Origin of the sequence: Paenibacillus sp. JJ-223, assembly GCF_927798175.1 — a bacterium.
Taxonomy (GTDB): domain Bacteria; phylum Bacillota; class Bacilli; order Paenibacillales; family Paenibacillaceae; genus Paenibacillus; species Paenibacillus hubeiensis.
Genome location: NZ_CAKMMP010000002.1, coordinates 24825 through 50651 on the forward strand (window position 1 = coordinate 24825; position 25827 = coordinate 50651).

A 25827-nucleotide genomic window follows, 5' to 3' on the forward strand; every position below is an offset into this window, starting at 1 on the left:
CCCACGATATCAATTCATTGATAATGACTTGCTAAAGCGACGCAGAGTAATGTACTCCGTCCGTATGCGCTGCTTATGAAATCAGCTTGGGTCAGACAAGGCAAACATAATTTCGCCTTCGGCGACAACCTTGTCTCCGACTCTTGCCGTAGCTTGGCCTTTTCCGATGGAGCCTTTGAGACGCGTAATTTCGACTTCCAGCATCAACGTATCGCCAGGTACGACCTGACCACGGAAACGGAAGTTATCGAGTCCTGCCAAAAATCCGATTTTCCCCTTGTTGCTCTCCACGTTAAGAATGGCTGCGGCGCCAACCTGCGCCAATGCTTCGGTGATCAATACGCCTGGCATGACCGGATATTCCGGAAAATGGCCGATGAAGAACGGTTCGTTGATGGTTACGTTTTTCAATCCGACGGCGCGTTTGCCGTCCTCCATTTCCACGATCTTGTCCACCAACAGGAATGGGGGACGGTGTGGAATGATGGCTTGAATCTGTTTGCTATCGAGCACGGTATTTTCTCCTCCCGGGGCTATTGATAGGATGCTTTTCCGTTACGGCTGACATTTTAACACCAACGACTTAGCCGTTCCGGTTACGGATCGTTCTTCCGATCGCTGTTGTCTCCGAATTTTCCGAATGGTTTGAAAGGAGGTTGAAATTCGGAGCCAAAGGCGAACGCTTCGCTTCTCCAGAATCGATTCCGTCCCCCGCCACTAGGTCGTCAAAAAGAATCATCCCTAAAACAAAGCACCTATCAAGTTCATTTTTTATTTTTCTTTTGCATAAAAAACTCATTTCGCGTCCACACTAGTATTACCCTTCATGACTGCAGTAGTGAAGGTTAAGATAAGGGGTCTCTCTTCGCGACGACAATCGTCTTTCGCAGGGGAGGCCTCTTTTGACGTCAAAACGTCAAACGTCACCCACCATTATACTGTTTTCAACGCCAAAAAGAAAACTCCTGCCTGCGCAGGAGTTTTCGATCCATTTCACCGCTTTATGGGGCGAACACCAAATCATATACATGCTTCCAGGTATCCAGCTCGAACACGGAGCCGAAATCCTGTTTGCCCAGTACCACATAGCCGGCCACCATGCCGCCGCCGAGGGCCAGAACAAGCAGGAATGGAACCAGAAACCATCTCAGGACCCGCCATCCGCTTTTCTTTTTCTTAACCTTCGTCTTATCCGGCTTCTCATTCTGCCGCTGTGTATCTGTCATTGCATTCACCTAGGCTCTCAAATTGTTGGCAAGGCCCGCCATGGAATCACTGGATGTCAATGCTCGAGCTGCCAACTGATATGTTCGTTGCCCTTGCAGTAACAAAGCCATTTCCTGCGTCAGATCGACGTTGGATTGCTCCAGATAGCCTGGACGAATGTTTGCCGTTGAAGGGCGAGTTGCCGCATTCGCTCCAAAGACGTCATCTTCGGTCAGCCCGGCACCCAATCCGAACAAATTGTCCGAATACTGTACCAGTCCTTCAGGACGTTCAATGTCAACGACTTGCAGCTGCGCCGCAATGGTTGCGTTGGCTGCATTGCCTCGACGAACCAGCAGATTCCCGTTTTCGTCGAAAGCGACTTTGCTGTTGTTCGGAGCTGTGATCCGTTCACCGTTGCGTCCCAGCACAAAATATCCTTCGCCGTTCACGAGCACCATCCGGTCCGGATCGTTCGGATTCGCCTTAGGTCTCGTGTCTTCCACGAAATGGAATGCGCCTTGACGCGTCCACATTTTTTGCCCGTCTACCTCAACGGCAAACATCGCGTTTCCTTCAATGGCCAAATCTGTAGGATTTCCCGTTTGGTTGAGCGATCCTTGGCCCATGTCCTTGGTCAAGTTTGCCAAACGTACGCCAAAACCAAGATTGTAGCCCATCGGGGATGAGCGTCCATCCAGCTTGTACTTGTCCGGTTGTTGCTGCACTCGGGTAAGAACGTCCTCAAACGCAGCTTGTTTGCTTTTATAGCCTGCCGTATTTACGTTGGCAATATTATCGGCAATAACATCCAGCCGCTGCTGAATGCCCGTCATGGAAACCATGGCGCTAATCATGGAATTGTTCATCCGCGGGTTAACCTCCCTGCTCTGCTCGCCAAGCACATTCCGCTCTCGGCGCTGCAGCAATAATCATATGGTAGATGCCGGCGTCGTTATACGCGCCCTACTTCGTTCACGGCCTTGTCCAAACTGCGATCATAAAATTGCACCATCTTCTGGTTCGCTTCGTATGCGCGATAAGCGGCGTTCATGTCAACGGTGGCACGCGAGGCATCCACGTTGGAGCCTTCCAAATATCCTTGACGGATCTGCACGTTGTCTCCGGCGGCCATCATTCTAACCGTAGCTCCCCCTTGACCGTTCAGGCTAAAGTTGCCGTCACCTTCACGCACCAGCTGGTTAGGCTGGTCAATCACGCTGATTCCCAAAGTGACTCCCGTCGGATCACCTGTATTGACATCGACCAAGCGTCCTTGCCCATCCACTTTAAATTGCTCGACCGAGCCTGTCAATACAACCGGCTGACCATTATTGTCCAGCACTTCTGCTCCCGTGGAGCTCAGCAGCGATCCATCCCCTGTAATCTGGAAATGCCCGTCGCGCGTATATCTCGTATTTCCGTTCTGGTCTCTAACCGTAAAATAAGCCTGCGGCTGATAAAGAACCGTTCCGTCCTCACGCACGAATTTGCCGGATTCATTAAAGGCAACCGGTTGTCCTGTCTGCGGATCGTTAAGGGTCAGGTCGGAGGAAATGGCGAAATCGTTCTTCTGCCCGCTTTCCATCAGGGTTCCCTGCACGTTCATGGACAAGCTTTCTTCCGCAAATACCCCCGTGTTCAGCCGGCCAAGGCGCTTCGTCGGCACATTGGCATCTCCGCCCACCAGGCCGATCAGCATTTCCGGAAAAGAACGGCTTACGCTGTTGACCTGTTTATATCCTGTTGTGTTCATGTTCACGATGTTCTGGGTGGCGGTGTCATGGCGGCGCTGCTGCGTAATCATGCCGGCAGCGGCGGTATACAGCCCTCTTAACATGGAGTAATCCCCTTTCTATCCTATGCTTGTCCTACGTAAAAGGAAGAAAATATGCCCGTTCCATTCTTCCTTCCGGACAACTCTTTGATGTTTATATCGGCAGATCAGAACTTTTTCTTAACGACTTGATCCAAATTGTTCAGCATGATTCCCGTTCCCTTGACGACGCAATGCATCGGGTCCTCTGCTACCCATACCGGTACGTGAAGCTCGTTGGTTAACAGTTCGTCCAATCCATTGAGCAGCGCTCCTCCGCCCGTCAACACAACGCCCCGGTCGATAATGTCCGCCGACAATTCCGGCGGTGTCCGCTCCAATACCGATTTGGCAGCCGCGATGATCGACTGCACCGAATCCCAGAGCGCTTCCTGTACCTCACTCCCCGAGATGGTGACTGTAACCGGTAAACCCGATACCATGTCACGCCCGCGAATATCCATTTCTTTTTTCACTCCGTCCGGATGGACGGAACCGATGGCGATTTTGATATCTTCCGCCGTACGCTCGCCGATCATGAGTTTGTATTTGGCCTTAATGAATTTAATAATAGCTTCGTCAAACTTGTCCCCTGCTACTTTAATGGAAGAGGCGGTGACAATATCGCCCATGGAAAGCACGGCAATATCCGTCGTTCCGCCGCCGATGTCCACAACCATATTACCGCTCGGCTGAAAAATGTCCATGCCTGCGCCGATCGCCGCCGCCTTTGGCTCTTCTTCCAAAAATACTTCTTTGGCACCGCTGCGTTCGGCCGCCTCACGGATCGCTTTCTGTTCCACGGAGGTAATGTTCGTCGGCGCGCAGATCAAAATACGCGGACGGCTGTACCAGTTGCGCGCCCCCACACGATTGATGAAATGCCGCAGCATGGCTTCCGTGATTTCGAAGTCCGCGATAACGCCGTCGCGCAGCGGTCTGATGGCAACAATGTTGCCGGGCGTGCGTCCCACCATGCGACGCGCTTCTTCTCCCACCGCAAGGACACGCTTCGTATCGCTTTCAATGGTCACGACAGAAGGTTCGTCGAGAACGACCCCGCTTCCTTTCACGTGAATGAGCACGTTCGCCGTGCCAAGATCAATACCGATATCCTTGCTTAACATAAAAGAGCCCCCAAAGTGATATTATTTTGGTCAGCGTATCCTGTGAAAAAGAGTCCCTTATCACGTCACCGCTCGTTCGACAAAGTGCAGCATTTATATGTAAAAATCGGGCTGATAAGATGTCATAATTCGATCCTGTACCAGCTTTTAACATATCATACTTCAGGGGAGGGATTCAATCCGTTTGTGAGCTTTTTGGCCTATGTCTTTTCCCGCTCCTTCATGATTTGGCAGAAGCCAATACTTCGCGTTTTTTTCCGCTTGTTTTTTTGTATTTGATTTTGGTTGCTTCCCCGCCCCGCAAATGGCGGATCGACTTGTGGTACTCCAGAATATGCTTCACCTGGTCAGCAAGATCCGGGTTGATTTCAGGCAGACGCTCCGTCAGATCCTTATGCACCGTGCTTTTGGATACGCCGAATTCTTTAGCAATGGTTCGGACCGTATTTCTCGTCTCAACAATGCAGCGACCGATTTTAATGGTCCGTTCCTTGATGTAATCGTGCACGCTCCCGCCTCCCTACTGTGTGGATAGTTTGGTACATTATATGAGGGGCAGGTCTAGATATTCTCGGTTTGGAGCGTGACATGCTTCAAAGGTCCCATTATTTTAACAAAAGCACAGAAAAGAGCAGAGGGACAAACCCTCTGCTCCTTCATGCGGATCAGGCATAAACCATTTTACTTTTCCGGAAGGTATCCTTGCGGATTAACCGGCTGTCCGTCTTCGTACACTTCGAAGTGAAGGTGATTACCCAACGTTTTGCCGAGTTCGCTCACGCCGGCGGAAGCAATGGTGTCTCCCAATTTCACTTCATCGTTTTGTTTCACTTTGACGTCGGCCAAGCTTTGGTAAACCGTTTTGAGATTTCCATCGTGCGTAATTTCCACGACTTGACCCGTCAACGGGTTTTGTTCAACTCGGGTAACTTTGCCGCCGAGCGCTGCTTTGACTTCGAAGGTTTCATTATCCCCACGAGCCAGATCCACGCCTGTATTCGGAATGAATGTGTCGTTGTACTGAACCATCGCCGCCTCATGCTCTTCGGCAGATCCTTCATTGTCATAGAATGGTCTCACGACCGAGATTTCCGAAGGGTTGCTTACAGGCCATGCAAAATTCTCCGACTTCGCGACCACTTCCACACTTTCCTGACCCTCTTCCGCTGCTGTTTCTCCCGTAGCTACGGAGCCGTTTTCTACTACACCCGTGGGTTTGGATTCAAGCGTCTTTTGGCTTGTTCCCTGATAGACCCAAACTAAGGTTAGTATAATACCTGCTGCCGCGATGTAAGCTGCCGGGAACACCCAGCGTTTGGACATTGCTCTTTTCCATGAAGAAGGCTGGCTTGCCGGTACTCCTTGAGTTGTTTTAGGAGTCTCTTCCTGGATGGTTTTTTTGTTTTGTTCATTCATCTTGATCACCTCAGTAACAAGTGTTACCGGGTGCAACTCTTTTATACACGGGCGACTCTAATTATTTTCACAAAGCTTTCAGAGAGTGCTATACATGCCGAATTTGCCGGATTACACTGTGCCACTACGCTGTCAGAACAATCTTCCGATTGCTGTTATCCCTGGATTTCTATTATTCCTTTATATAAACCATCCTAATCAATCACACAAGGCCACTACGAGTGCAGTACCATCTTCCGATCGCTGTTATCCCCGGATTTTTTTGATTCCCCTTCTCTAAGGGGGAAAATCCGGGGATAAACGCGACCGCTTCGCTTCTCCAGATTGGTTCTGCCTCTCCGTTAACGTGTGTTATCTTTTTTGCGGTTTATATAGATGGTTGAAATCCAGGGATAAAGGCGAGCGCTTCGCTTCTTCAGATTTATTCTGCCTGCTCCGTTCTCGTGTAATCTCAATCCGATAGAGTATAGCCAAGTCTTGAAAGCTTTGTGATTGGGCTGGGTATGGTAGGTGGCTTGGTTCTAGCTTACCTCGCCATTAAAGGCCTAGTTGATCTATAAGGCTGAAGTACAGCTCACGTCACCTGCCGGGCATGCAGCCTATCCCATTAATGAGAATCTGGTATGTTTAAAGATCAGATAGAGATTGGGGGCTTATCGGGAAACAAGTTCTTTTTTGTGGAGATCCTCATCCGATCTCTCTGGGGTTATTGCTTTGCCAGCATCTTGGATGCATGTCCAAAGGAGATACCCGTATAGTAGTGCTTCAGGATCTGCGTTGCGGTATACCCCTCCTGCGCCATGCCGTTGGCTCCCCATTGGCTCATACCGACGCCATGACCGTAGCCGTATGTCGTAATCCGCACCTCATCCCCTTCTGCCGCCCAGGTGAACTGGCTGGACCGCAGACCGAGCAGGTTTCGGACTTCCGGTCCGCCGAACACCTTGCTTCCGATCCGCACTTGCTTGATTCGATGTCCTGCGGTCGTGGACAGCACTTCCATCCAGGATCCGCCGTTCTGGGCCGTTGCGGGAATCGCGTCATCGCCAAGCTGCAGTTTTCGAAGGATTTCGGACCGGCTCATCGTCACGGTCTCTTCGAATCCCGGAGCTACCTTTTTGTCCCAGGGGCTGTCCACGCTTTTCAGATAGGGTACCGCATTTCCCCACACATCTTCTGCATTTTCCGTATAACCGTTGCTTGTCGAAAAAAAGGATGCCGTAATCGGCTTGCCTTGGTATGTCATCACGGTGTCCTCGCTCTCACGAACGGCCTGCTGCAGCTTCTCCCAGTCCTTCGTTTTTCCGAGCTTTGTCCACTCGGTCTTCACTTGATCCGGCGGAAGAAAAACCTGATGGCTTACGGTATCGGTCACGTCAGCGACCCCACCCGGCACGCCGCTTGTATCGTTGGCCTCCAGACGTCGAACGATAAATGTGCGCGCTGCGATCGCCTGGGCTTTTAACGCCTCTAGCTGGAAGTCCGAGGGCATTTCCGCCGCGATTACCCCCGCTACATACTCTTCCAGAGGCAGGTTCATCGTAGTTCCTTTACCCGATAGGTACACCCGCACCTCCGGCTCAGGATACGCGACAGGTACGACGGGGGAAGGTTTGGAAGTTGAAGTTTGTTCCTGCACCGCCGAAGCCGGAGAAGGTGGAACCTTGATGTCATTCGGCCAGACCAGGATCGCCGGTATAATTAATGCCACCCCCACCAACGCGGATACGGCTGCCACAGGTTGCCACCTCCTAGGATTACGCTGACCCCATCCCCGATTCTGTCCAAACACCTTCATTCGCCGCCTCTTAACGACGCGATAATGATCCAGTTCTATAATAGGCGCATGAGCCTGCTCCTCGCGCATCCTTGTTGGAAATGGCTTGTCTTTTTTCTCAACCGGCTGCAGGGCAGCCTCGGCTTCTGCCTCGTTCTCTACTGCTTCTCCAACCGTTGGAGCGTTGAGGGGCAATTTGACCTGTATACGCGCTTCCTTCATTTTCGTTAGCCCTCCATTGTCGTAATCAGCCTATGAACTCATCTTTCGTTTTCATTCCATAGTTAAGAGTATGAGCGTTCACGATCTGGTAGAACCCGATTTGAGAGAAACGCCTGCTAGCCCGGTGCCTAAAAAGAAAAAGATGGAACTTTAGGAGCAGCTATTCATAGAATCAGCTCCTAAAAAGGAGTATCTCTCATTTGGCATCGTAAACTTGCCCTATCTACCCATTAAAGAGGCAAAAAAAAAGAGCCAAGCTCTAAGGCTTAGCTCTTTCATGTATTCCATTTTAATCATCTTTTGTTCATTAAGCCCAGGTTGGTTGCACCTTGAACATCGGCACTTCGTCCTCCGGTTTCTCGTTCGGGGTTTTGACCGATTCCAGCTTCGGCTCATCGACGGAAATCCGATAGATGTCGGCACCCAGTCCATTCAGCTTTTCCGCCAAATGTACATAACCGCGATCGATGTGATGCACGCCGCCAACTTCCGTCGTACCTTCAGCAACCAAGCCGGCAATGATCAGGGCTGCCCCTGCTCTCAGGTCCGTTGCGGTTACCTTGGCACCCTTCAGTTTCGCATTGCCCGTGACGATCGCCGAACGGCCTTCCACCTTGATCTCCGCATTCATCAATTGGAATTCATCCACATGCATGAAGCGATTCTCAAACACGGTTTCCGTCACAACGCTTGTTCCTTCGGAAGCAAGCAACAAAGCCATCATCTGGGACTGCATATCCGTCGGGAAACCAGGGTACGGCAATGTCTTCACGTCTACCGCTTTGAGTGGACGGTCTGCAACAACTCGTACGCCATTTTCGTCAGGAATAATCGTGACGCCCATTTCTTCCATCTTGGCAATGACTGAGCCCATGTGATCCGAGATGGCACCTTCGATGTATACGTCTCCGCCAGAAATGGCTGCAGCAGCCATATACGTGCCCGCTTCGATCCGATCCGGGATGACGGTATGCCGAACACCGGTCAGCTTCTCCACGCCTTCAATGCGAATAATGCCTGTTCCCGCTCCGCGAACCTTGGCCCCCATACCGTTCAGGTAGTTGGCTAGATCCACGATCTCGGGTTCTTTTGCCGCATTCTCCAGAATGGTTACCCCATCTGCAAGAGTAGCAGCCATCATAATATTTTGAGTAGCTCCAACGGAAGCTACATCCAGATAAATTTTAGCGCCGCGCAGCCTTCCTTGGCTACGTGCTTCGATGTACCCTTGGCCGAGGCTGATCTCTGCCCCCATAGCTTCAAACCCTTTAAGATGTTGGTCAATCGGCCGCGTGCCGATCGCGCATCCGCCAGGGAGAGAAATCCTTGTGTGCCCCATACGCGTCAATAAAGGCCCCATGACCAGAAAGGACGCCCGCATTTTGCTTACCCATTCATACGGTGCTTCACAGGAAGTCAAATTCTCCGCATTCACGGTAATCACTTCGTCCCGGTATGTAACCTTGGCTCCCAGCGATTCCAACACTTTATTAATCGTCATCACATCGTCTAGAGGAGGCGCGTCTACAATGACGCTTTGGCCTTTTTCCCCTAAGAGAGAGGCAGCGATGATCGGAAGAACGGAATTTTTAGCGCCGCTAACTTTGACACTTCCGGTCAATCTTTTGCCACCGCGGACGATAAATTTGCTCATCATGGTTCCCTCCGCGCTTTTATTCCCTTTTCTTCATTCCGAAATGCATAAGCCCCTCCAAAAAACGAAAGGACCATGACTGTATATGGAATTTCGACATTGTCTGGTAAGAAAACACCTTGATGTCTGATCAGAAAAGATTGGTTTATGATCCAAATAGATGATACCACATGTCGTGACGAATGCCTCTGGACGTTTGAAATAAATCATGAATGCCCAACCGGCCTGCGACCTTGTTTTTCGGGATGATTTTTAGCCGGATTGAACCGGGTATCCCTTTATAGCCTTCAAATTTAAAATAAAAAATGTGAATTCCCTAACTTCCATCATAACACCGTTGAATTGTTGGTTACAAGCATTTTTAGAGAAAATGAATCAAAACCATCCAATTTTGTGTCACATTTTTTTCCCAATCGGCAATTGTCCTTCAATCTTATTCTAATTGTTAACACAATCAATCGATGTTATTCGACAACGACGCTGCATGAGAGCCTAACAGATGATTAACCAACCATATCTTCTTCAAAACAAATAGCGAAGCATCTGGGTCCAGGACATATAGTCAATGACGAAACCGGATACCGCATGACCAACGATAATCGCCAACAACAAATGCAGCAATCTGCCTTGAGGTCCTTTCGGCTGCCTAATGATGAGTTCCAGCTTTAGATTTTGCAAGGTCCACCACGCCACCGCGATACACAACAGCGATACACAGATCGAAATCAAGCCGTTTGCGCTTAATGTCTGGTTTACCTGATTCGTCAGATCATTATCCATATATTCATTACCTCCGCATTTGTTACAGCAATCCGAACAATTCAAATTGTCCTTCACTACCTAAGCATGATATGGCCTTCTTCCAAAGTTATCCCACACATTTTTTTGCATCATCTGACTCTATGGAATATAGGCTCTTTCATCATACCTTGTCAATTACATTGATTTCCACTTTACTAAACTATTCTAAAATCAAACGGTCAGGATTAGGTAACCAAAACGACATAAAAGAGCGTTTTTTCGATATCGAATTTGTCATTTCCTCGGAAATAATTCCGGTTTTCGCGGCCAAAAAATGGTTCTCTAAGTGGTAAAGATACCTATTACTTTAGTCCTATATCATAATCAATTATGTAGGTTTGCTAATCAAAAACTAGAAAAAAAACCGCAGAACTATCCCCTAATCTCCCTTTTTAAGGAGGTTATACGGATCATAGAAGACGTTTTCGTGAAAGAAACTACGCCTATTCTAACCAACGAAAAGGTACATATTCCCACGATTCGCTCGATCCTCTCGATCCATCACAACGCATTTAAACAAAATCATCACCGTTACGATGTTCAAGCACGCATCACAAGAAGGACTGCAACCTTAAAAAGAAGCCCGGCAGTTAGACTGCCAGGCCCCTCATAATTGTTTATTTGCCGTAAACGTTGATCCGGTTAATCGCTTTTTGCAGTGCGATTTCTGCACGACGATGATCGAAATGATCCTGATTGCTCTGGCTGCTAAGCCGGCGCTCCGCCCGCTCTTTTGCCGCACGAGCACGGTCCACATCGATGTCCTCCGGAAACTCGGCGCTCTCTGCAAGTACAACAACCTTATCCTTACGGATTTCAATAAAGCCGCCACCTACGGCAACCAGCTTTTCTTGCTTTCCGTTTTTGATCGTGATTGGTGCGATTTGCAAAGGAGTTACCAACGGAATATGCCCTGGCAGAATGCCAAGCTCCCCTTCAACACCACGAGCGATAAGGCTATTCACTTGTTCGGAATATACAAGTCGCTCTGGGGTAACGATTTCCAACAATAAGGTGCTCAATTCCATCCCTCCTGAAAACTATCCGAAGGATAGCTCACTTCATTAAGGACAATCCCGGATCGGATTATACCAAAGTTTTGGCTTTCTCCACTGCCTCTTCAATGGTGCCCACGAAGAGGAAAGCTGCTTCCGGAAGATCGTCATGCTTGCCTTCGAGAATTTCTTTAAAGCTGCGCACCGTTTCTTTAACCGGAACGTATTTACCCGGAATACCGTTGAACGCTTCGGCAACGTGGAATGGTTGGGACAAGAAACGCTGGATTTTACGAGCGCGGTAAACGAGCGCACGGTCTTCCTCGCTGAGCTCGTCCATACCCAGGATTGCGATAATGTCCTGCAACTCATTGTAACGAGCCAAGATGCGTTTAACGCCTTGAGCAACGTTGTAATGCTCTTCCCCTACAACCTCAGGGCTGAGGATACGAGAGCTCGATGCCAATGGATCTACCGCAGGGTAGATACCCATCTCGGAAATTTTACGCTCCAAGTTCGTCGTTGCATCCAAGTGAGCAAACGTTGTCGCTGGAGCCGGATCCGTATAGTCATCCGCAGGAACATAGATCGCTTGGATCGATGTTACGGAACCTTTTTTCGTCGATGTGATCCGCTCTTGCAATTGACCCATTTCCGTAGCCAACGTAGGTTGGTAACCTACCGCAGAAGGCATACGTCCAAGCAAGGCCGATACTTCGGAACCCGCTTGGGTGAAACGGAAGATGTTATCGATAAAGAGCAGCACGTCACGGCCTTCTTCATCACGGAAATATTCCGCCATGGTCAGACCCGTGAGGGCTACGCGAAGACGCGCGCCCGGCGGCTCGTTCATTTGTCCGAAGACCATTGCCGTTTTGTTGATAACGCCGGAATCGCTCATTTCGTGATAAAGGTCATTACCTTCACGCGTACGCTCACCAACACCCGCAAATACGGAGATCCCGCCGTGCTCTTGGGCGATGTTGTTGATCAGTTCCTGAATCGTTACGGTTTTACCTACACCGGCACCACCGAAGAGGCCGATTTTACCACCTTTAGCGTAAGGGGCCAGCAAGTCGATAACTTTGATTCCCGTTTCCAGCATTTCTGCTTGGGTCGTCAGTTCGTCGAATGCAGGAGCCGCTCGGTGAATCGGATTTTTCACTTCTGCTTTGACTTCGCCATTCGTATCAATCGCTTCGCCAAGCACGTTAAATACGCGACCCAGAGTTGCTTCCCCTACCGGTACGGAAATTGGAGCACCTGTGTCTACAGCTTCAACGCCGCGTACAAGTCCATCCGTGGAAGACATCGCAATACAACGCACGCGGTTGTCACCCAGATGTTTGGAAGCTTCCAGCGTAAGGTCGATTGCAACGCCGCTTTCATTCTGCGTTTTGATCGTAATGGCATTGAGGATTTCCGGCAGGCCGCCGCGTTCAAACTCGACGTCAACGACCGGACCCATGATGCTCACAACGCGTCCTTTGTTCATCTTAACGTTCCCCTCCTACAAGCCTGCTACTTTTGCAAAAATAAGTTCCGTTCATTCATCCTTGCATTGCAAGCTTTCATATATAAACACGCCCATTTTCAACGAGCCGAACCTTGCTCCCACTTCTTTGAAAGAAATGAGAATGCATCTTTAACTTTGTGCGTTGGCACCTGCCACGATTTCCGTGATTTCCTGCGTGATTGCTGCCTGACGGGCACGGTTATAGGTCAATGACAGATCATTGATAAGTTTGGATGCATTTTTGGTTGCATTACCCATGGCTGTCATCTTCGCACCCAACTCACTTGCTTTACCGTCCAGGAGCGCGCCGTAGATGAGCGTTTCCGCGTAACGCGGGAGCAGCACCTCGAGCACAGCTTCAGGAGATGGCTCATATTCGCAGCTAGCTACCGGGCCTCCTGCCGTGGATACCTCTGGTGTTTCCATCGGAAGAAGACGGTCCACCGTAGGGATCTGGGTCAATGCATTCACAAAGCGGTTATAGCAAATGAACAACTCATCGAATTCAGCCAGTTCAAATCCATGAACCGCTTCATGTGCGATCGATTTGATATCCGCAAATGCAGGTGAATCAGATAAGTCGGTTGTAGTTGCAGCCATTGCGATATCACGTCGTCTGAAGTAGTCCCGCCCTTTGCGGCCGATGACGAACAGAGCATACTCATCCTTGGATTTATGCTTCTCCTTAAGCGTTTGATTGACCAAACGCAAAATATTCGCATTGTATCCTCCCGCAAGACCGCGATCTGATGTGATGACCAGATAAGCCGTCTTTTTCACCGGACGACTGTCAAGCATCGGATGTTTGATCCCCTTGGTGCTCGTAGCAATGCTTGCCACAACTTCTTTCAACTTCTCAGAGTAAGGGCGTGCTGCTTCAGCTCGTTCCTGCGCTTTGCGCAGCTTGGCTGCCGCAACCATTTCCATCGCCTTGGTGATCTGCTTTGTACTTTGCACACTCTTAATTTGCCGCTTGATTTCGCGCATGCCTTTTGCCATGATTTCACCACCTTAAAACTTTGGCAGAGCCAAAGTTACTTCGAAAGCATAAACTCAAGTTTTGACAGAGTCAAAACTACTTCGTAAGCATAAGCCTAACTTTGGCAGAGCCAAAGTTACTTCGAAAGCTTCAACATCAAGTTTTCACAGCGTCAAAACTTCTCATATGGACTACATACTGAAGTCGGTACACGCAGACATGCGGAATCGTAATATCAACTCCGCAGCTGCATTTCTATATTAGTGCGAGGCAGCGAAGCTTTTTCTGAATTGCTCGATCGCAGCTTTCAGAGCCGTTTCGTTGTCTGCAGTCAAATCTTTGTTGTCCACGATGGATTGGAGAATCTCAGGGTGCGAGCTCACCATAAACGCCAGGAATTCACGTTCGAAGCGAGTTACGTCGCCTGTAGGGATTTCATCCAGATATCCTTTGACCGCCGTATACAAGCTGACTACCTGTTGTTCTACAGGCAGAGGCTGGTTTACGCCTTGCTTCAGGATTTCCATCATGCGAGCACCACGATTCAGGCGCGCCTGCGTGGATTTATCCAGATCGGAGCCGAATTGGGAGAACGCCTGCAACTCGCGATATTGGGCGAGATCGAGACGCAGGGAACCTGCAACCTTTTTCATCGCCTTGATCTGAGCGGAACCGCCGACACGGGATACGGAAATACCCACGTTGATCGCCGGACGTTGTCCTGCGTTAAACAGATCGGACTCCAGGAAGATCTGACCGTCCGTAATCGAGATTACGTTGGTCGGGATATATGCGGATACGTCGGAAGCCTGTGTTTCAATGAATGGCAATGCGGTTAAAGAACCACCACCAAGCTCATCATTCAGCTTCGCAGCGCGCTCCAGCAAACGGGAGTGCAAGTAGAATACGTCACCCGGATAAGCCTCGCGGCCTGGAGGACGACGAAGCAGCAAGGACAACTCACGGTATGCTGCCGCTTGTTTGGTCAGGTCATCATATACAACGAGAACGTGCTCACCTTTGTACATGAAGTATTCACCCATGGAACAACCGGAGTAAGGAGCGATGTACAGGAGCGGTGACGGATCGGAAGCCGATGCCGTTACAACGATCGTGTATTCCATTGCGCCTCTGCGACGCAGCGTTTCAACAACCTGCGCAACCGTAGATTGTTTTTGACCGATAGCAACGTAGATACATTTCATGCCGCTGCCTTTTTGGTTCAGGATCGCGTCGATCGCGATGGATGTTTTACCTGTTTGACGGTCACCGATGATCAACTCACGTTGACCGCGACCGATTGGAACCATAGCGTCAATCGCTTTGATCCCCGTTTGCATCGGCTCATGAACCGATTTACGATCCATTACGCCTGGTGCACGGCCTTCCACTGGACGGAATTCCGTCGTTGCGATTGGGCCTTTGCCATCCACCGGAATACCGAGCGGATTCACAACGCGTCCAATCAATGCCTCACCAACAGGCACTTGCATGATTTGACCTGTACGCTTAACTTGGTCACCTTCACGAATGTCGGAGTAAGGTCCCAGGATAACGACACCGACGTTGCTCTCTTCAACGTTCATGGCGAGACCCATTACGCCGCTTGGGAACTCAACCAACTCGTTGGACATGACGTTCTCAAGTCCGTATACACGGGCAATACCATCGCCGACCTCAATAACCGTACCTACTTCAACGACATCGATGTCGTTTTTGTATTGTTCGATCTGGCTTTTAATCAATGTACTGATTTCTTCTGGTTTGATACTCAAGTGTCCTCACCCCAATCTACTGTACTCGTCTATTAAAAGACTGCTCAAGACGTTCGAGCTTGCCAGACAAGCTGCCGTCATAGATCGTATCGCCAATGGCGACTTTCAATCCGCCCAAGAGGCTCGGATCAACGATATTTTCAATACGTACCTGTTTATTGACACGGCCGCCGAATTCGCGAGCAACCGCTTGTTTTTCTTCCTCATTCAGCGCATAAGTCGAGTATACGAGCGCATCGGCAATGCCCAGCGACTCTCCCTCGATCTTCACGTAATCACTCAGCAGAGCATCCAGCAAATCAACGCGTCCGCGCTCGATCAGGAGCAGGACAGTTCGCAGGACGGACTCAGACACTTTACCGTCAAGGCTGGCGTGCAGCGCATTCCGTTTTGCCTCATCCGAAATGTTAGGAGAAGAGATAAACTTGCCGATCTCCTTATCCCCGGTCAGTGCAACAACAACCGCCCGCAGCTCTTGCTCCGTTTCCAGCACGCGTTGTTGCTGCTGCGCCACTTCAAACAATGCTTTTGCATAACGTTTGGCAACAATCGTATCGCGGCTCATTTTCTGCCCCCTACCTCATTGAGGTATTGGTTCACAAGCTCTTCTTGTGCAGGACCGTTCTCAACTTCTTTTTTGATAAGTTTGGAAGCGATCTGTACCGAAGCAGAGCCCAGCTCGCTGCGCAATGCCGCAACCGCTTTGTTTTTCTCGCTTTCGATTTCACGCACTGCATCGTCTTTCAGGCGATTCGCTTCGGATTTGGCATCGGCCAAAATCGTTTCGGCTTGCTTGTTTCCTGTTTGTTTGGACTGCTCGATAATATCGTAAGCTTCTTTGCGCGCTTGTTCCAAAGCTTTCTTTTGTTCCTCAACATAGGCAAGAGCTTGATCACGAGTCTGCGCAGCCTCATTCATCTGCGTCATTACGAGTTCGCGACGTTTCTCCATGATGGAGAAAAGCGGGCCAAATGCATAACGGCTAAGCAGCCAATATAAAATAACAAAAGCGATGATCGCCAGAACTGTATTTTCCCATACGAAACTCAATCTGTTCACTCCTTCCTGGAGATATCCTCAGGCTGCATTTCCGGGTTTACGGACGCTACCTAAAAAGAAGGCGCGGATGGCTGTGGCCTTCCCCGCCAAACCTGCATTGATTTTATTAAGCCGCGCCGTAGAAAATGAACGCCAGAACCACACCGATGATCGGCAATACCTCGATCAAACCTACCCCGATAAACATTGTTGTTTGCAGCGTGGATTTCGCTTCTGGTTGACGAGCGATCCCTTCAACTGTTTTGCTGATTACCAAACCGTTACCGATACCTGCGCCAAGTGCGCCCAATCCTGCAACAATTGCTGCTGCCAATAATGCCATTGCTCCCATTTGTATATCCTCCTTAGAATAATCGTTAAATTTTATAGTTCAGTCCTGCAGGGCTAATCCGTTTGGACTTGAATCTTAATGTTCGTCGTGAGACTCGACGGTCTGTGAAATATAAACCATCATCAGTACTACGAAGACAAATGCCTGAATGGCACCGATAAAGATACTGAATCCTTGCCATGCAGCCAACAGCGGGATCGCCGCAATTGCACCAATCCATTTGAAAGCCGTCAGTTTCATGATGGTTGAGATGAGAACCTCGCCCGCAAAGATGTTTGCGAACAAACGCATTCCGTGTGTCAACAGTTTGGATGCCGTCTCGATAATGTTAATCGGGAAGAACAACCAATGCGGCTGGAAGTAGTGTTTGAGATACGCTCTAGTATTTTTGAACAATCCCAGACCGTGAGCGATCACAAACGCAATAAGTGCCAGTCCCATCGTCACAGAAAGGTCTGCGGTCGGTGATTTCCACCAAGCAATCTCAATGTGAGGGTGAGCATTCGGATCTTTCTCATGCGCTTCGTTGAATGCTTCGACAGCACTTACGATCGGTTGACCCGCAATCTGTGCCTGACTTACATCAGTCATGCCAGTGACTACCCCAAAAGGAAGCCCAAGCATGTTACCCACAAAAATAAACATAATCATGGTTGTTGCCAGAGTAAGGAAATGCTGGCCCTTCTTCATGTCCATCGTACTCGAGATCAGGTTGCGAACAAACTCGATGGCCCATTCCAAAAAGTTCTGCATTTTACCTGGGTTGTCTACAGACAAGTTTCTTGTCGCCAGTTTACAAATGATAAAGACGATTAAGCTAGTCACCACCAGCATCAGTACAACCGACAAGTCCAGTCTGAATCCACCCAGATCAATAATGGGAGCTTCATGCATATTTTTCTCACCCCTTTCTCGCGTTCAATTCGGTTCAGTTCTATGATTCTGTGTTGCGGGATAAGATGATCCCTATAAATAGGAGGGAAAATTGCGCAAAGACGAGGCCACCCACGACCGCGTATGTATTGAAGTACTGCGGATACCGCATCGCCAGAAAAACACCGAGCACCGCAAGTGCCGCCCTTGTCAAAAATCCCAGATTTACCCTCTTCAAATTACCCCCAGCCGCATCTTCCGACATAATCCTCACTTTACGTCCGAGATAGGAAGCATTGATCCAGCTGATGCCTACGCCCAAAGCCAGTCCGACTGCGATCGTCTGGATGTCGGGAAACAATGCGGCAATCAGGAAACAGATCATGAGGATGGTCATAACGCACACTGTCATCCATTTGCGAAGTCTGGTTAGTTCACTCATCACTTTCCCCCATGAATTTTTTCGCGATAAAGTAGATGCTCACGCCGCCTGCCGCCAGAAAAAAGAGAACGCTTACGGCGGTCCATATTCCGGTAGTTCCAAAGGTCTTGTCTACCCAGGAGCCGACGAAATATCCGGCAACGGCGAGGACGGCAATCTCGATCCCAAAAGCTGTCACGAGCCCCATCGCTTTCCACACGTTATCGTCATGGTTACGGGATGAATTTGGTTTGTTCGAATCGGCCATTTTCCACGCCACCCTTGCAATCCCAGTTAATTTTACTGAATGATGAGAGCCTTTGTCAATTGAATGATTTTAGCGTTTTAAAGGGTAAAACGACGGATTTATAAGCCCACAAAAGCCCATAAACCCGCGTAAACCGTACAGTTTAACTGTATGCTGTACCCTTCGTGAATCGAACAAAAAAAGTAAATTATTTTTTGAATTTTCTGTGAAATGATTCCGGTCTTTCGTCTTTCCTGCCAAAATGGTGCAAAATCGCATTGACAATTCTTTCCGAAGCCTGTCCGTCACCGTACGGATTAGCAGCCTGACTCATGCTTTCATAGAGTGTATCGTCCGTTAGCAAAGCCCGTGTCCGTTCATAAACGCGTTCCTCACTCGTCCCGACAAGCTCCAGGGTGCCAGCTTCGATGCCCTCGGGACGCTCCGTCGTATCCCGAAGAACAAGGACAGGCACGCCAAACGAAGGCGCTTCTTCCTGCAAACCGCCTGAATCGGTCAAAATCAAGTGAGTATGCGGGTAAAAGTTATGCAAATCCACTACGTCTAGCGGATCAATAAGTTTAATTCGGGGATGATCTCCCAAAATTTCGTGAGCCGGCTCCTTCACAGCAGGACTTGGATGCACCGGGTACACGATGGCAATATCTTCGAACTCGTCGGCAATCCGTTTGACGGCCCGGAAAATGTTGCGGTGAGGCTCGCCTTGGGATTCACGGCGGTGAGCTGTCATCAGCACAAGGCGTTTGCCTTGCGCCCAATCAAGTACCGGATGTGTATAACCCTGCCGTACTGTATATTGAAACACATCCGTGATCGTATTGCCTGTGACGTAGGTACTAGACTCCGGTTTATTTTCTTTGGCGAGGTTCGAGGCAGACCAGTCCGTCGGCGCAAAATGCATATCTGCCAATACGCCCGTAAGCTGACGGTTCATCTCTTCGGGATATGGAGAAAGCTTGTTCCATGTCCGAAGCCCAGCTTCCACGTGCCCCACTTGAATCTGCTGCATGAAAGCGGCATAACTGGCCAGGAACGTCGTCAGCGTATCCCCATGAACCAATACGATATCCGGTTTCGCTTCGCGAAGTACAGGTTCGAGCCCTTGCAATACGCGGATGCTGATTTCGTTCAACGTCTGACGTTCTTTCATGACATCCAGATCGTAGTCCGGTTTAATGTTGAACACCTCGAGAACCTGATCCAGCATCTGGCGATGCTGTGCCGTTACGCACACGATCGACTCGATCGATTCAGGATACTTCTGCAGTTCCAAAATGAGCGGAGCCATTTTGATCGCTTCCGGCCGCACGCCGAAAATCGTCATTACTTTGATTTTGTTGGACATTCGAGCAAAGCCCCTTTTCTACTACCGCACAGAGACGTGCGCTTATTTTGTGCCGTACAGGCGGTCTCCTGCATCTCCCAGTCCGGGAACGATGTATCCATGGTCATTCAGGCACTCGTCCAATGCAGCCACGTAAATGTCCACATCCGGGTGAGCATCATGAACAGCCTTTACGCCTTCCGGTGCTGCTACAAGGTTCATCATTTTGATTTGGGTGCAGCCGCGCTTTTTGAGCACGTCAATCGCCGCGATGGCCGATCCGCCGGTGGCCAGCATCGGGTCGATCACGATCAACTCGCGTTCCGTCACATCCGTAGGCAGTTTGGTGTAGTATTCGACAGGCTGCAGCGTTTCCGGGTCACGGAACAAGCCGACATGGCCAACCTTCGCTGCAGGCAGCAATTTCACGACGCCATCCAGCATACCCAGGCCTGCGCGAAGGATCGGCACCAGTCCGAGCATGCGGCCCGAAATCACTTTTCCTTTCGTTTGGGCAACAGGAGTCTGAACGTCGATCGATTCCAGCGGAATCTCTCTCGTAATCTCGTAGGCCATCAATGTGGCTACCTCGTCCACGAGTTCGCGGAAATCTTTCGTATTTGTACGCATGTCGCGAATAAACGTCAGTTTGTGTTGAATCAAAGGATGATCACATATTACCAATTTTCGCATCTTAATTTGTCCCTCCGGTAAGTTCTTCAATGTACAGCTTATCCAATATCGCCTGACGATCATTCATCCGGCCCGATAAATCCTGTATATTATATCATCACCCACACCGAATTACACCCTCCAAGGACATCGAATCATTACAGAAAAACGAATCCTACAAAAACAGGACCGGAAACATAGTGTCCGGTCCTTGAAGAAGTAAATTCTAGTATTTCAGGTCAGTGTACAGCGGGAATTTGTCGGTCAGCTTCGTTACTTCGCTGCGCGCTTCATCCAGAATCGCTGTATCTTTCGGGTTTTTCAACGTTTTGGCAATGATTTTACCGATCGCAACCATCGCTTCCTCATCCATGCCGCGCGACGTTGCCGCAGGCGTACCGATCCGGATGCCGCTTGTGATGAACGGGCTGGTCGGATCGAAAGGAATGGCGTTTTTGTTGACGGTGATACCAATGGAATCGAGCACATGCTCCGCTTCTTTACCCGTGATGTTCACGCTGCGAGTATCGATGAGCATCAAGTGGTTGTCCGTACCGCCGGACACGATGTTCAAGCCTTCGCTGATGAGCGTTTCAGCCAGAACTTGCGCATTTTTCACGACGTTTTGAGCATATGTTTTGAAAGAAGGCTGCAATGCTTCGCCAAGGGCTACCGCTTTGGATGCGATGACGTGCATCAGCGGCCCGCCTTGGGAACCAGGGAATACGGCTTTGTCGATCGCCGCTGCCCACGATTTGCGGCACAGAATCATACCGCCGCGAGGTCCGCGCAGCGTTTTGTGCGTCGTTGTCGTTACGAAATGAGCATGCGGAACCGGGCTTGGATGCAATCCGGCAGCCACAAGGCCTGCGATGTGAGCCATGTCGACCATGAACAACGCGCCTACATCATTGGCGATGGCGGCAAGTTTTTCGAAATCGATCGTGCGCGGATATGCACTTGCACCGGCAACGATCAGGCGGGGACGATGTTTGAATGCCGCTTTGCGAACTTCGTCGTAATCAATCATGAACGTGTCTTCCTGTACGCCGTAAGCCACGAAATTGTACAACAAACCGGATGCATTGACCGGGCTGCCGTGCGTCAAGTGTCCGCCATGGGCCAGGTTCATGCCGAGCACGGTGTCGCCTGGTTTCAGCGCTGCCAAATATACCGCCATGTTCGCTTGCGCACCGGAATGGGGCTGTACGTTAACATGCTCCGCACCAAACAGCTCTTTTGCGCGATCGCGCGCGATATCCTCAACGATATCCACGTGTTCGCATCCGCCATAGTAGCGTTTGCCCGGATATCCTTCGGCATATTTGTTCGTAAGTACAGAACCCATCGCTTCAATTACCGCTTCGCTGACGATGTTCTCGGATGCGATCAGCTCGATGTTGTTGCGTTGGCGTTTCAATTCGAGATTCATCGCTTCCAGTACTGCCGGGTCACTCTTGCGCAATTGTTCCATGATTAAATTCCTCCCGTTTATAAATGAAGTTAGTCAGTCACAAAATGTTGAATCAAGCTCTTCGTCCAAACGATACACCGCGCGTTCCCCGCCGATGAGTTTGGGCCGGGTCAACGCGGCCGTTACCCGCGCTTCGCCGATATAGCGAAGAGTCGTGCGAAAAGGTACTGCAACATGGCGCAAATGCATGCCAATCATCGTTTCTCCGATGTCCACCCCCGCATGGGCCTGCACATGTTCAGCCAGACATGGTTTCGCCAGCGAGCGATAGGCCGCGGCTGCCATGGAGCCGCCTGCCTTTGGCACCGGAACGGCTCCCACCTCGGTCAATCCAAGGCGCGTCAACACCGAACGTTCCATGACCAGAGCACGATTCAAATGCTCGCAGCACTGAAACGCCGTGTCGAAACCGAATTCCTGTTGTACCTCGCGAATACCGTCAAGCAGCTGCTGGGCAACTTCAAAGGCACCGCCCGTACCAATCCGTTTGCCTGCAACCTCGCTTGTGCTGGTACCGATCACCACGATCTGCCCAGGCCCAAGCTTGCCCGCAATCGCCAGTTCACGCAACACCGCTGCGGTCTGCTCCTGCAATCCGGGTTGATGCGAATCCAACTCCGTTGTCATCCTATCGCCTCCCGATTAAATCATGCCCTGCTTCCTCTGGATTGTCTCGCATGCATGCGTGGCATTTCAGGTACCATTATAGCGAATAAACGGACGAAATACGAAAAAAGAGCAGTCTGCGGGTATCGCAGAATTGCTCTTTTGCCCAGGCGACCGGCCGTTTGTTCTGGTGCTCCACCGTGGTTAAACCCACTTTTGTCGCCAGTTACACCAGATCCCTGTTTTCCATTTCATCATAAATCAACCCGCGCTTAAAATCAACGGGAAATTTACACTTGATGTCCTGTTTGACAATGTCATCCCATCTTGACGAACAACAGCCTTAGGCTCCGCAGACGCTATTCCAGTTTGTCCAGCAGTCGGTCCAGCGCGGTGCGGATTTCAGCTGCGGCCACATTGTAATCATCCCGGCTCCCGCCGAACGGGTCGGAGATGTCAAAGCTCGGGATACGTTGACGAATCTCGATGGCACGCTCGCGCTCGTCTGCTGAAATTTCCTGGCCGAGCGCTCGTTTCATCTCCAGCGTGGCGAACAGGCTGTCCAGTTCCTGCAAGTCGTTCATAACCTGTTCATCGTCTTCCACGTACTCTTTCAGCGTATACGTTTTGTGGACCGAGTCTGGAAACACTTGAATAACATGCTGCTTGTGCCCTCTGGTCAGCGTAAGCACAAGATCCGCCCATTCGATCAGATCGGCATTCAGCTGCGTGGAGTGTTCGGGGCCGCGGACGTCATGATCCCGCAAAACCGCTTCCGCATGATGGGAAATCGGCATACCCGTCGTCGCCGCAACCCCGGCGGAACGCACCTCCACCTCGATCCCCCGGTCGGCTGCCAGCTTGCGCATCAGTCCTTCAGCCATGGGGCTGCGGCATGTATTTCCGGTGCATACAAACAAAATATGTTTCATCGTGCAAGCCTCCCCATTCAAAATGATGTCCATATATGAATAACGCCATAAATTCCGTAAAAAACGCTAACGAAGCGTTTTTTTGCACAGGCGAACTACGATTAACCGTTTGTTGCTTGAAATATCGGCTTTCACATGCAGTACTCGGATGCTTTATGAAACTATGGACCAAGCATCCATCGATATATTTTCATATTCGAATAAACCGGACCCATTCTATCGATGCTTTCTTGCTATTATAGGATATGTTAAGCCCTGTTGAAAACATGTACACCGCACAACGTTCAGAAAATAAAAAGCAGCCCGAAAGCTAACAAGATCGCTCCCCCGACAGCCTCGCCGTAATCGCCAAGATTTTGACTGACACGCCGTCCGAGCAAAAGGCCCATGATGGACATCACGCCGCCGCAAATCCCGAATGCCAGCACGGTGAGCAACAAATTGCTGCTAAACATGCCCAGCGATACGCCAACCGAGAACGAGTCTATGCTTACGCTGAACGAGAATAACGTGACCCCCAGCATGGTACGGTGATCAACCAGCTTGGTATCTCCTTCCCGAAAAGCGTTCCAGATCATATGCCCACCCAGCAAAATAAGCAAGCCACCCGCCGCATATGTCGTGATGTCTCCCAACAGGGCACTGACGTATTTGCCCGTCACCATGCCGATCAATGGCATGATGACGTGAAACAAGGCCGTCACCGTGCTGATCTTCAGCACATCCCGCAACCGTATGCCTTTCATGCCGATGCCGATCCCCAGAGAAAAGGCATCCAGCCCAAGAGCCACAGCCATGATCAAAATGGTTACCAGCTGCCCCACATGGGCAGATACATCCCACATCCCCATTCCCCCATGTCCCGTAAAAGATTCTTGTACACGATATGCGGACAAGGCCATAAACATGACCAGGGATAATTAAAGAGGCTGCCGGAAACCCGGCAGCGTCGGGCCAAACGATTCGCTTTATCGCCGTTCGGGAAGGAATGGGCGGATGGAGGATGTAATCAGGCTGACGAACATCAGCAGTCTTATTTCACCAAAATGATGACCGTTCCAATTCTAACGAGCTTCAGTAACGTTATTTCGCTGAAAGTGGCCTTTACACGCCATTTCATATCCCATAGCGTGCTTCAGGTTCGCTGCACAATCACGCGCGCTATTCGCGCCAAATAACGTGACCAGGGTTCGTTAGAGCTGGACGGGACGTAACGGGGTGCGGCAGACCGACCGGGCAGGCGCAGAACAAAGCGTGGTGCATGCCCTGTAAGCACGGGCGAGGTCGAGGCGACTGGAGGTGATGCGTCTGACCGGGCATGCTGCGGTGGAGCCGCGAAAGCGCGGTGCAACGCACCTGAGCATAGCGCCGCGGGCCGCTCCCGGCGGGTCATCCGACCTGAATCAGTCGGTGGCCCGCCGCCTTGAGCAGCCGATTCATGACGGCTGCGCCAAGCCCTTCGCGCGAGCAGGCTTCCGCCACGATATACGTGGCGCCCTGCTCATCGCAGCTGCGCAGCGCGGCGTACAGCCTGCGCGCAGCTTCTTCCAGCTCGCTGGCTTCGCCCAGCGAGAACACTGCGTCGGCGCGGTACTGCTCCGCGTGCTCGGCGAACGCCAGCACTGCGGTGCGCTCCCCGCGCTGCGCCGCCTCCGCGAGGGCGGCGCCGATCCAGGCCGCCACCGCATCAGGCGGCCCCTCCACCACGCACAGCGCGCCAACGGGCGCATAGTGCGTGTACTTCACGCCCGGCGAGCGCGGCACCGGGCGATCGTCGCCTTCGGGCCCTTCGGCCAGCAGGCCCGGGTCCGTGGCGACGCGGGCGGCCACGGCGGACAGCTGCTCCGCCGTGATGCCGCCAGGGCGCAGGATGGTGACGGTACCGTCGTCACCGGCCTGCACCACTGTGGACTCGACGCCCACCCCTGTGGGGCCGCCGTCCACAATGCCGCCGATGCGGCCAGCCAGGTCCTCGCGCACATGTGACGCGAGCGTAGGGCTTGGCCGCCCCGAGCGGTTGGCGCTTGGCGCGGCGACCGGGCAATCCGCCGCCGCGATCAGCTGCAGCGCAACCGGATGGTCCGGCATGCGCACGCCCACTGTATCCAATCCGGCGGTGACGCGAGGCGATACCGCGCCTTCTCTAACAGGCAGCACCAGCGTAAGCGGTCCAGGCCAAAACGCATCCATCAGCGCTTCCGCAGTGGCATTGACCTCCGTCACCAGCGGATCCAGCTGGTCGCGGCGGGCAATATGCACGATCAGCGGGTTGTCGGAAGGCCGCCCCTTGGCGGCGAATACGGCTTCCACCGCTGCCGTGCTGCGCGCATCCGCACCGAGGCCGTACACCGTTTCGGTCGGGAAGGCAACGGTTTCCCCTTGACGTAGGCAGGCTGCGGCAGCCTGCAAGTCGGCGAGCGCCTGCTGCCTTGCAGAAGCGCTCTCCCTTTTTCCATCCCCATCTTCCGGGTTGATCAGCACCTTCACGTCCCAAATGACCGTATCCTTCATCGGCTGGCCTTGTTGAAAACCAACGCCCGCCTCTCCTGCATTTCCATTCGTGTTGCTTAACGGCTGCATCGC

Annotated in this window: 27 protein-coding genes and 1 riboswitch; all 27 genes read right to left on the bottom strand. The window is 51.1% G+C overall.

What is annotated here, in order from left to right; genetic code table 11:
• Positions 1 to 81 precede the first annotated feature (81 nt).
• The 27 genes from fabZ to L6H98_RS03870 all read right to left on the bottom strand — a co-directional run bounded on the left by fabZ (position 82) and on the right by L6H98_RS03870 (position 25755).
• Positions 82 to 513, bottom strand: a complete 432-nt coding sequence (gene fabZ, locus L6H98_RS03740) for a 3-hydroxyacyl-ACP dehydratase FabZ (protein ID WP_236413000.1) — start codon at positions 511 to 513, stop codon at positions 82 to 84.
• Between the two features lie 488 nt (positions 514 to 1001).
• A complete protein-coding gene (locus L6H98_RS03745) occupies positions 1002 to 1226 on the bottom strand; it encodes a DNA-directed RNA polymerase subunit beta (protein WP_236413001.1) in 225 nt (74 codons plus the stop codon).
• 9 nt (positions 1227 to 1235) lie between these two features.
• Positions 1236 to 2075 (bottom strand): flagellar hook-basal body protein, encoded by an 840-nt coding sequence (locus tag L6H98_RS03750; protein WP_236413003.1) that lies wholly within the window; start codon positions 2073 to 2075, stop codon positions 1236 to 1238.
• 86 nt (positions 2076 to 2161) lie between these two features.
• Entirely contained in the window at positions 2162 to 3046 is an 885-nt protein-coding gene (locus tag L6H98_RS03755; RefSeq protein ID WP_236413004.1) for a flagellar hook-basal body protein, read from the bottom strand.
• A gap of 104 nt (positions 3047 to 3150) precedes the next feature.
• Entirely contained in the window at positions 3151 to 4149 is a 999-nt protein-coding gene (locus L6H98_RS03760; protein ID WP_236413006.1) for a rod shape-determining protein, read from the bottom strand.
• A gap of 220 nt (positions 4150 to 4369) precedes the next feature.
• Positions 4370 to 4657, bottom strand: coding sequence for a sporulation transcriptional regulator SpoIIID (spoIIID, locus tag L6H98_RS03765; protein WP_024632710.1), 288 nt, complete (start codon positions 4655 to 4657; stop codon positions 4370 to 4372).
• 173 nt (positions 4658 to 4830) lie between these two features.
• Positions 4831 to 5565 carry a M23 family metallopeptidase gene (locus L6H98_RS03770; protein ID WP_236413008.1) on the bottom strand — a complete coding sequence of 245 codons (735 nt, stop codon included), beginning with the start codon at positions 5563 to 5565 and terminating at the stop codon, positions 4831 to 4833.
• Between the two features lie 706 nt (positions 5566 to 6271).
• A complete protein-coding gene (gene spoIID / locus L6H98_RS03775; RefSeq protein WP_236413010.1) occupies positions 6272 to 7564 on the bottom strand; it encodes a stage II sporulation protein D in 1293 nt (430 codons plus the stop codon).
• A 307-nt stretch (positions 7565 to 7871) separates the two neighbouring features.
• The gene (gene murA, locus L6H98_RS03780; RefSeq protein ID WP_236413706.1) at positions 7872 to 9218 is read right to left on the bottom strand and encodes a UDP-N-acetylglucosamine 1-carboxyvinyltransferase; all 1347 of its coding nucleotides are present in this window, start codon (positions 9216 to 9218) and stop codon (positions 7872 to 7874) included.
• Positions 9219 to 9740: 522 nt separating this feature from the next.
• On the bottom strand, positions 9741 to 9998 hold the full coding sequence (locus L6H98_RS03785) for a DUF1146 family protein (RefSeq protein WP_236413011.1): 258 nt from the start codon (positions 9996 to 9998) through the stop codon (positions 9741 to 9743).
• A 638-nt stretch (positions 9999 to 10636) separates the two neighbouring features.
• Positions 10637 to 11041, bottom strand: coding sequence for a F0F1 ATP synthase subunit epsilon (locus tag L6H98_RS03790; RefSeq protein WP_236413013.1), 405 nt, complete (start codon positions 11039 to 11041; stop codon positions 10637 to 10639).
• Positions 11042 to 11105: 64 nt separating this feature from the next.
• Complete coding sequence (gene atpD / locus L6H98_RS03795) at positions 11106 to 12509, bottom strand: F0F1 ATP synthase subunit beta (RefSeq protein WP_236413015.1); 1404 nt, start codon at positions 12507 to 12509, stop codon at positions 11106 to 11108.
• Positions 12510 to 12659: 150 nt separating this feature from the next.
• Positions 12660 to 13529, bottom strand: a complete 870-nt coding sequence (atpG, locus tag L6H98_RS03800; RefSeq protein WP_236413017.1) for an ATP synthase F1 subunit gamma — start codon at positions 13527 to 13529, stop codon at positions 12660 to 12662.
• Between the two features lie 240 nt (positions 13530 to 13769).
• On the bottom strand, positions 13770 to 15284 hold the full coding sequence (atpA, locus tag L6H98_RS03805; protein ID WP_236413019.1) for a F0F1 ATP synthase subunit alpha: 1515 nt from the start codon (positions 15282 to 15284) through the stop codon (positions 13770 to 13772).
• Between the two features lie 16 nt (positions 15285 to 15300).
• Positions 15301 to 15849 carry a F0F1 ATP synthase subunit delta gene (locus tag L6H98_RS03810; protein ID WP_236413021.1) on the bottom strand — a complete coding sequence of 183 codons (549 nt, stop codon included), beginning with the start codon at positions 15847 to 15849 and terminating at the stop codon, positions 15301 to 15303.
• A complete protein-coding gene (atpF, locus tag L6H98_RS03815) occupies positions 15846 to 16334 on the bottom strand; it encodes a F0F1 ATP synthase subunit B (protein WP_236413022.1) in 489 nt (162 codons plus the stop codon). Before atpF ends, L6H98_RS03810 begins: the two co-directional genes overlap by 4 nt.
• 115 nt (positions 16335 to 16449) lie before the next feature.
• Complete coding sequence (gene atpE, locus L6H98_RS03820; RefSeq protein WP_090903513.1) at positions 16450 to 16674, bottom strand: F0F1 ATP synthase subunit C; 225 nt, start codon at positions 16672 to 16674, stop codon at positions 16450 to 16452.
• Positions 16675 to 16749: 75 nt separating this feature from the next.
• A complete protein-coding gene (gene atpB, locus L6H98_RS03825; RefSeq protein WP_236413023.1) occupies positions 16750 to 17568 on the bottom strand; it encodes a F0F1 ATP synthase subunit A in 819 nt (272 codons plus the stop codon).
• 40 nt (positions 17569 to 17608) lie between these two features.
• Complete coding sequence (locus tag L6H98_RS03830) at positions 17609 to 17989, bottom strand: ATP synthase subunit I (protein WP_236413024.1); 381 nt, start codon at positions 17987 to 17989, stop codon at positions 17609 to 17611.
• The gene (locus L6H98_RS03835; protein ID WP_236413025.1) at positions 17982 to 18236 is read right to left on the bottom strand and encodes an AtpZ/AtpI family protein; all 255 of its coding nucleotides are present in this window, start codon (positions 18234 to 18236) and stop codon (positions 17982 to 17984) included. Before L6H98_RS03835 ends, L6H98_RS03830 begins: the two co-directional genes overlap by 8 nt.
• A 187-nt stretch (positions 18237 to 18423) precedes the next feature.
• Complete coding sequence (gene wecB, locus L6H98_RS03840) at positions 18424 to 19581, bottom strand: UDP-N-acetylglucosamine 2-epimerase (non-hydrolyzing) (protein WP_236413026.1); 1158 nt, start codon at positions 19579 to 19581, stop codon at positions 18424 to 18426.
• 42 nt (positions 19582 to 19623) lie between these two features.
• A complete protein-coding gene (gene upp, locus L6H98_RS03845; RefSeq protein ID WP_236413027.1) occupies positions 19624 to 20253 on the bottom strand; it encodes a uracil phosphoribosyltransferase in 630 nt (209 codons plus the stop codon).
• Between the two features lie 205 nt (positions 20254 to 20458).
• Positions 20459 to 21709: a serine hydroxymethyltransferase gene (gene glyA, locus L6H98_RS03850; RefSeq protein WP_290371422.1), complete on the bottom strand. Its 1251-nt coding sequence runs from the start codon at positions 21707 to 21709 to the stop codon at positions 20459 to 20461.
• Between the two features lie 30 nt (positions 21710 to 21739).
• Positions 21740 to 22333 carry a TIGR01440 family protein gene (locus tag L6H98_RS03855; RefSeq protein WP_236413031.1) on the bottom strand — a complete coding sequence of 198 codons (594 nt, stop codon included), beginning with the start codon at positions 22331 to 22333 and terminating at the stop codon, positions 21740 to 21742.
• Positions 22334 to 22469: 136 nt separating this feature from the next.
• A riboswitch (ZMP/ZTP riboswitch) is annotated at positions 22470 to 22552 on the bottom strand.
• Between the two features lie 119 nt (positions 22553 to 22671).
• The gene (locus tag L6H98_RS03860) at positions 22672 to 23244 is read right to left on the bottom strand and encodes a low molecular weight protein arginine phosphatase (RefSeq protein WP_236413032.1); all 573 of its coding nucleotides are present in this window, start codon (positions 23242 to 23244) and stop codon (positions 22672 to 22674) included.
• Between the two features lie 284 nt (positions 23245 to 23528).
• Positions 23529 to 24089, bottom strand: coding sequence for a manganese efflux pump MntP family protein (locus L6H98_RS03865; protein ID WP_236413035.1), 561 nt, complete (start codon positions 24087 to 24089; stop codon positions 23529 to 23531).
• A 544-nt stretch (positions 24090 to 24633) separates the two neighbouring features.
• Positions 24634 to 25755: an L-threonylcarbamoyladenylate synthase gene (locus L6H98_RS03870; protein WP_236413708.1), complete on the bottom strand. Its 1122-nt coding sequence runs from the start codon at positions 25753 to 25755 to the stop codon at positions 24634 to 24636.
• Between the last annotated feature and the right edge of the window lie 72 nt (positions 25756 to 25827).

Coding starts and splice junctions, on each gene's coding strand:
- L6H98_RS03860 (WP_236413032.1), bottom strand. CDS start 23,244: ATGAAACATATTTTGTTTGTATGCACCGGAAATACATGCCGCAGCCCC.
- wecB (WP_236413026.1), bottom strand. CDS start 19,581: ATGTCCAACAAAATCAAAGTAATGACGATTTTCGGCGTGCGGCCGGAA.
- L6H98_RS03770 (WP_236413008.1), bottom strand. CDS start 5,565: ATGAATGAACAAAACAAAAAAACCATCCAGGAAGAGACTCCTAAAACA.
- L6H98_RS03870 (WP_236413708.1), bottom strand. CDS start 25,755: ATGAAGGATACGGTCATTTGGGACGTGAAGGTGCTGATCAACCCGGAA.
- L6H98_RS03835 (WP_236413025.1), bottom strand. CDS start 18,236: ATGGCCGATTCGAACAAACCAAATTCATCCCGTAACCATGACGATAAC.
- L6H98_RS03760 (WP_236413006.1), bottom strand. CDS start 4,149: ATGTTAAGCAAGGATATCGGTATTGATCTTGGCACGGCGAACGTGCTC.
- atpB (WP_236413023.1), bottom strand. CDS start 17,568: ATGCATGAAGCTCCCATTATTGATCTGGGTGGATTCAGACTGGACTTG.
- atpG (WP_236413017.1), bottom strand. CDS start 13,529: ATGGCAAAAGGCATGCGCGAAATCAAGCGGCAAATTAAGAGTGTGCAA.
- atpD (WP_236413015.1), bottom strand. CDS start 12,509: ATGAACAAAGGACGCGTTGTGAGCATCATGGGTCCGGTCGTTGACGTC.
- upp (WP_236413027.1), bottom strand. CDS start 20,253: ATGCGAAAATTGGTAATATGTGATCATCCTTTGATTCAACACAAACTG.
- L6H98_RS03755 (WP_236413004.1), bottom strand. CDS start 3,046: ATGTTAAGAGGGCTGTATACCGCCGCTGCCGGCATGATTACGCAGCAG.
- murA (WP_236413706.1), bottom strand. CDS start 9,218: ATGAGCAAATTTATCGTCCGCGGTGGCAAAAGATTGACCGGAAGTGTC.
- L6H98_RS03865 (WP_236413035.1), bottom strand. CDS start 24,089: ATGTGGGATGTATCTGCCCATGTGGGGCAGCTGGTAACCATTTTGATC.
- L6H98_RS03810 (WP_236413021.1), bottom strand. CDS start 15,849: ATGAGCCGCGATACGATTGTTGCCAAACGTTATGCAAAAGCATTGTTT.
- L6H98_RS03745 (WP_236413001.1), bottom strand. CDS start 1,226: ATGACAGATACACAGCGGCAGAATGAGAAGCCGGATAAGACGAAGGTT.
- L6H98_RS03785 (WP_236413011.1), bottom strand. CDS start 9,998: ATGGATAATGATCTGACGAATCAGGTAAACCAGACATTAAGCGCAAAC.
- spoIID (WP_236413010.1), bottom strand. CDS start 7,564: ATGAAGGAAGCGCGTATACAGGTCAAATTGCCCCTCAACGCTCCAACG.
- L6H98_RS03830 (WP_236413024.1), bottom strand. CDS start 17,989: ATGAGTGAACTAACCAGACTTCGCAAATGGATGACAGTGTGCGTTATG.
- atpE (WP_090903513.1), bottom strand. CDS start 16,674: ATGGGAGCAATGGCATTATTGGCAGCAGCAATTGTTGCAGGATTGGGC.
- L6H98_RS03750 (WP_236413003.1), bottom strand. CDS start 2,075: ATGAACAATTCCATGATTAGCGCCATGGTTTCCATGACGGGCATTCAG.
- L6H98_RS03855 (WP_236413031.1), bottom strand. CDS start 22,333: ATGACAACGGAGTTGGATTCGCATCAACCCGGATTGCAGGAGCAGACC.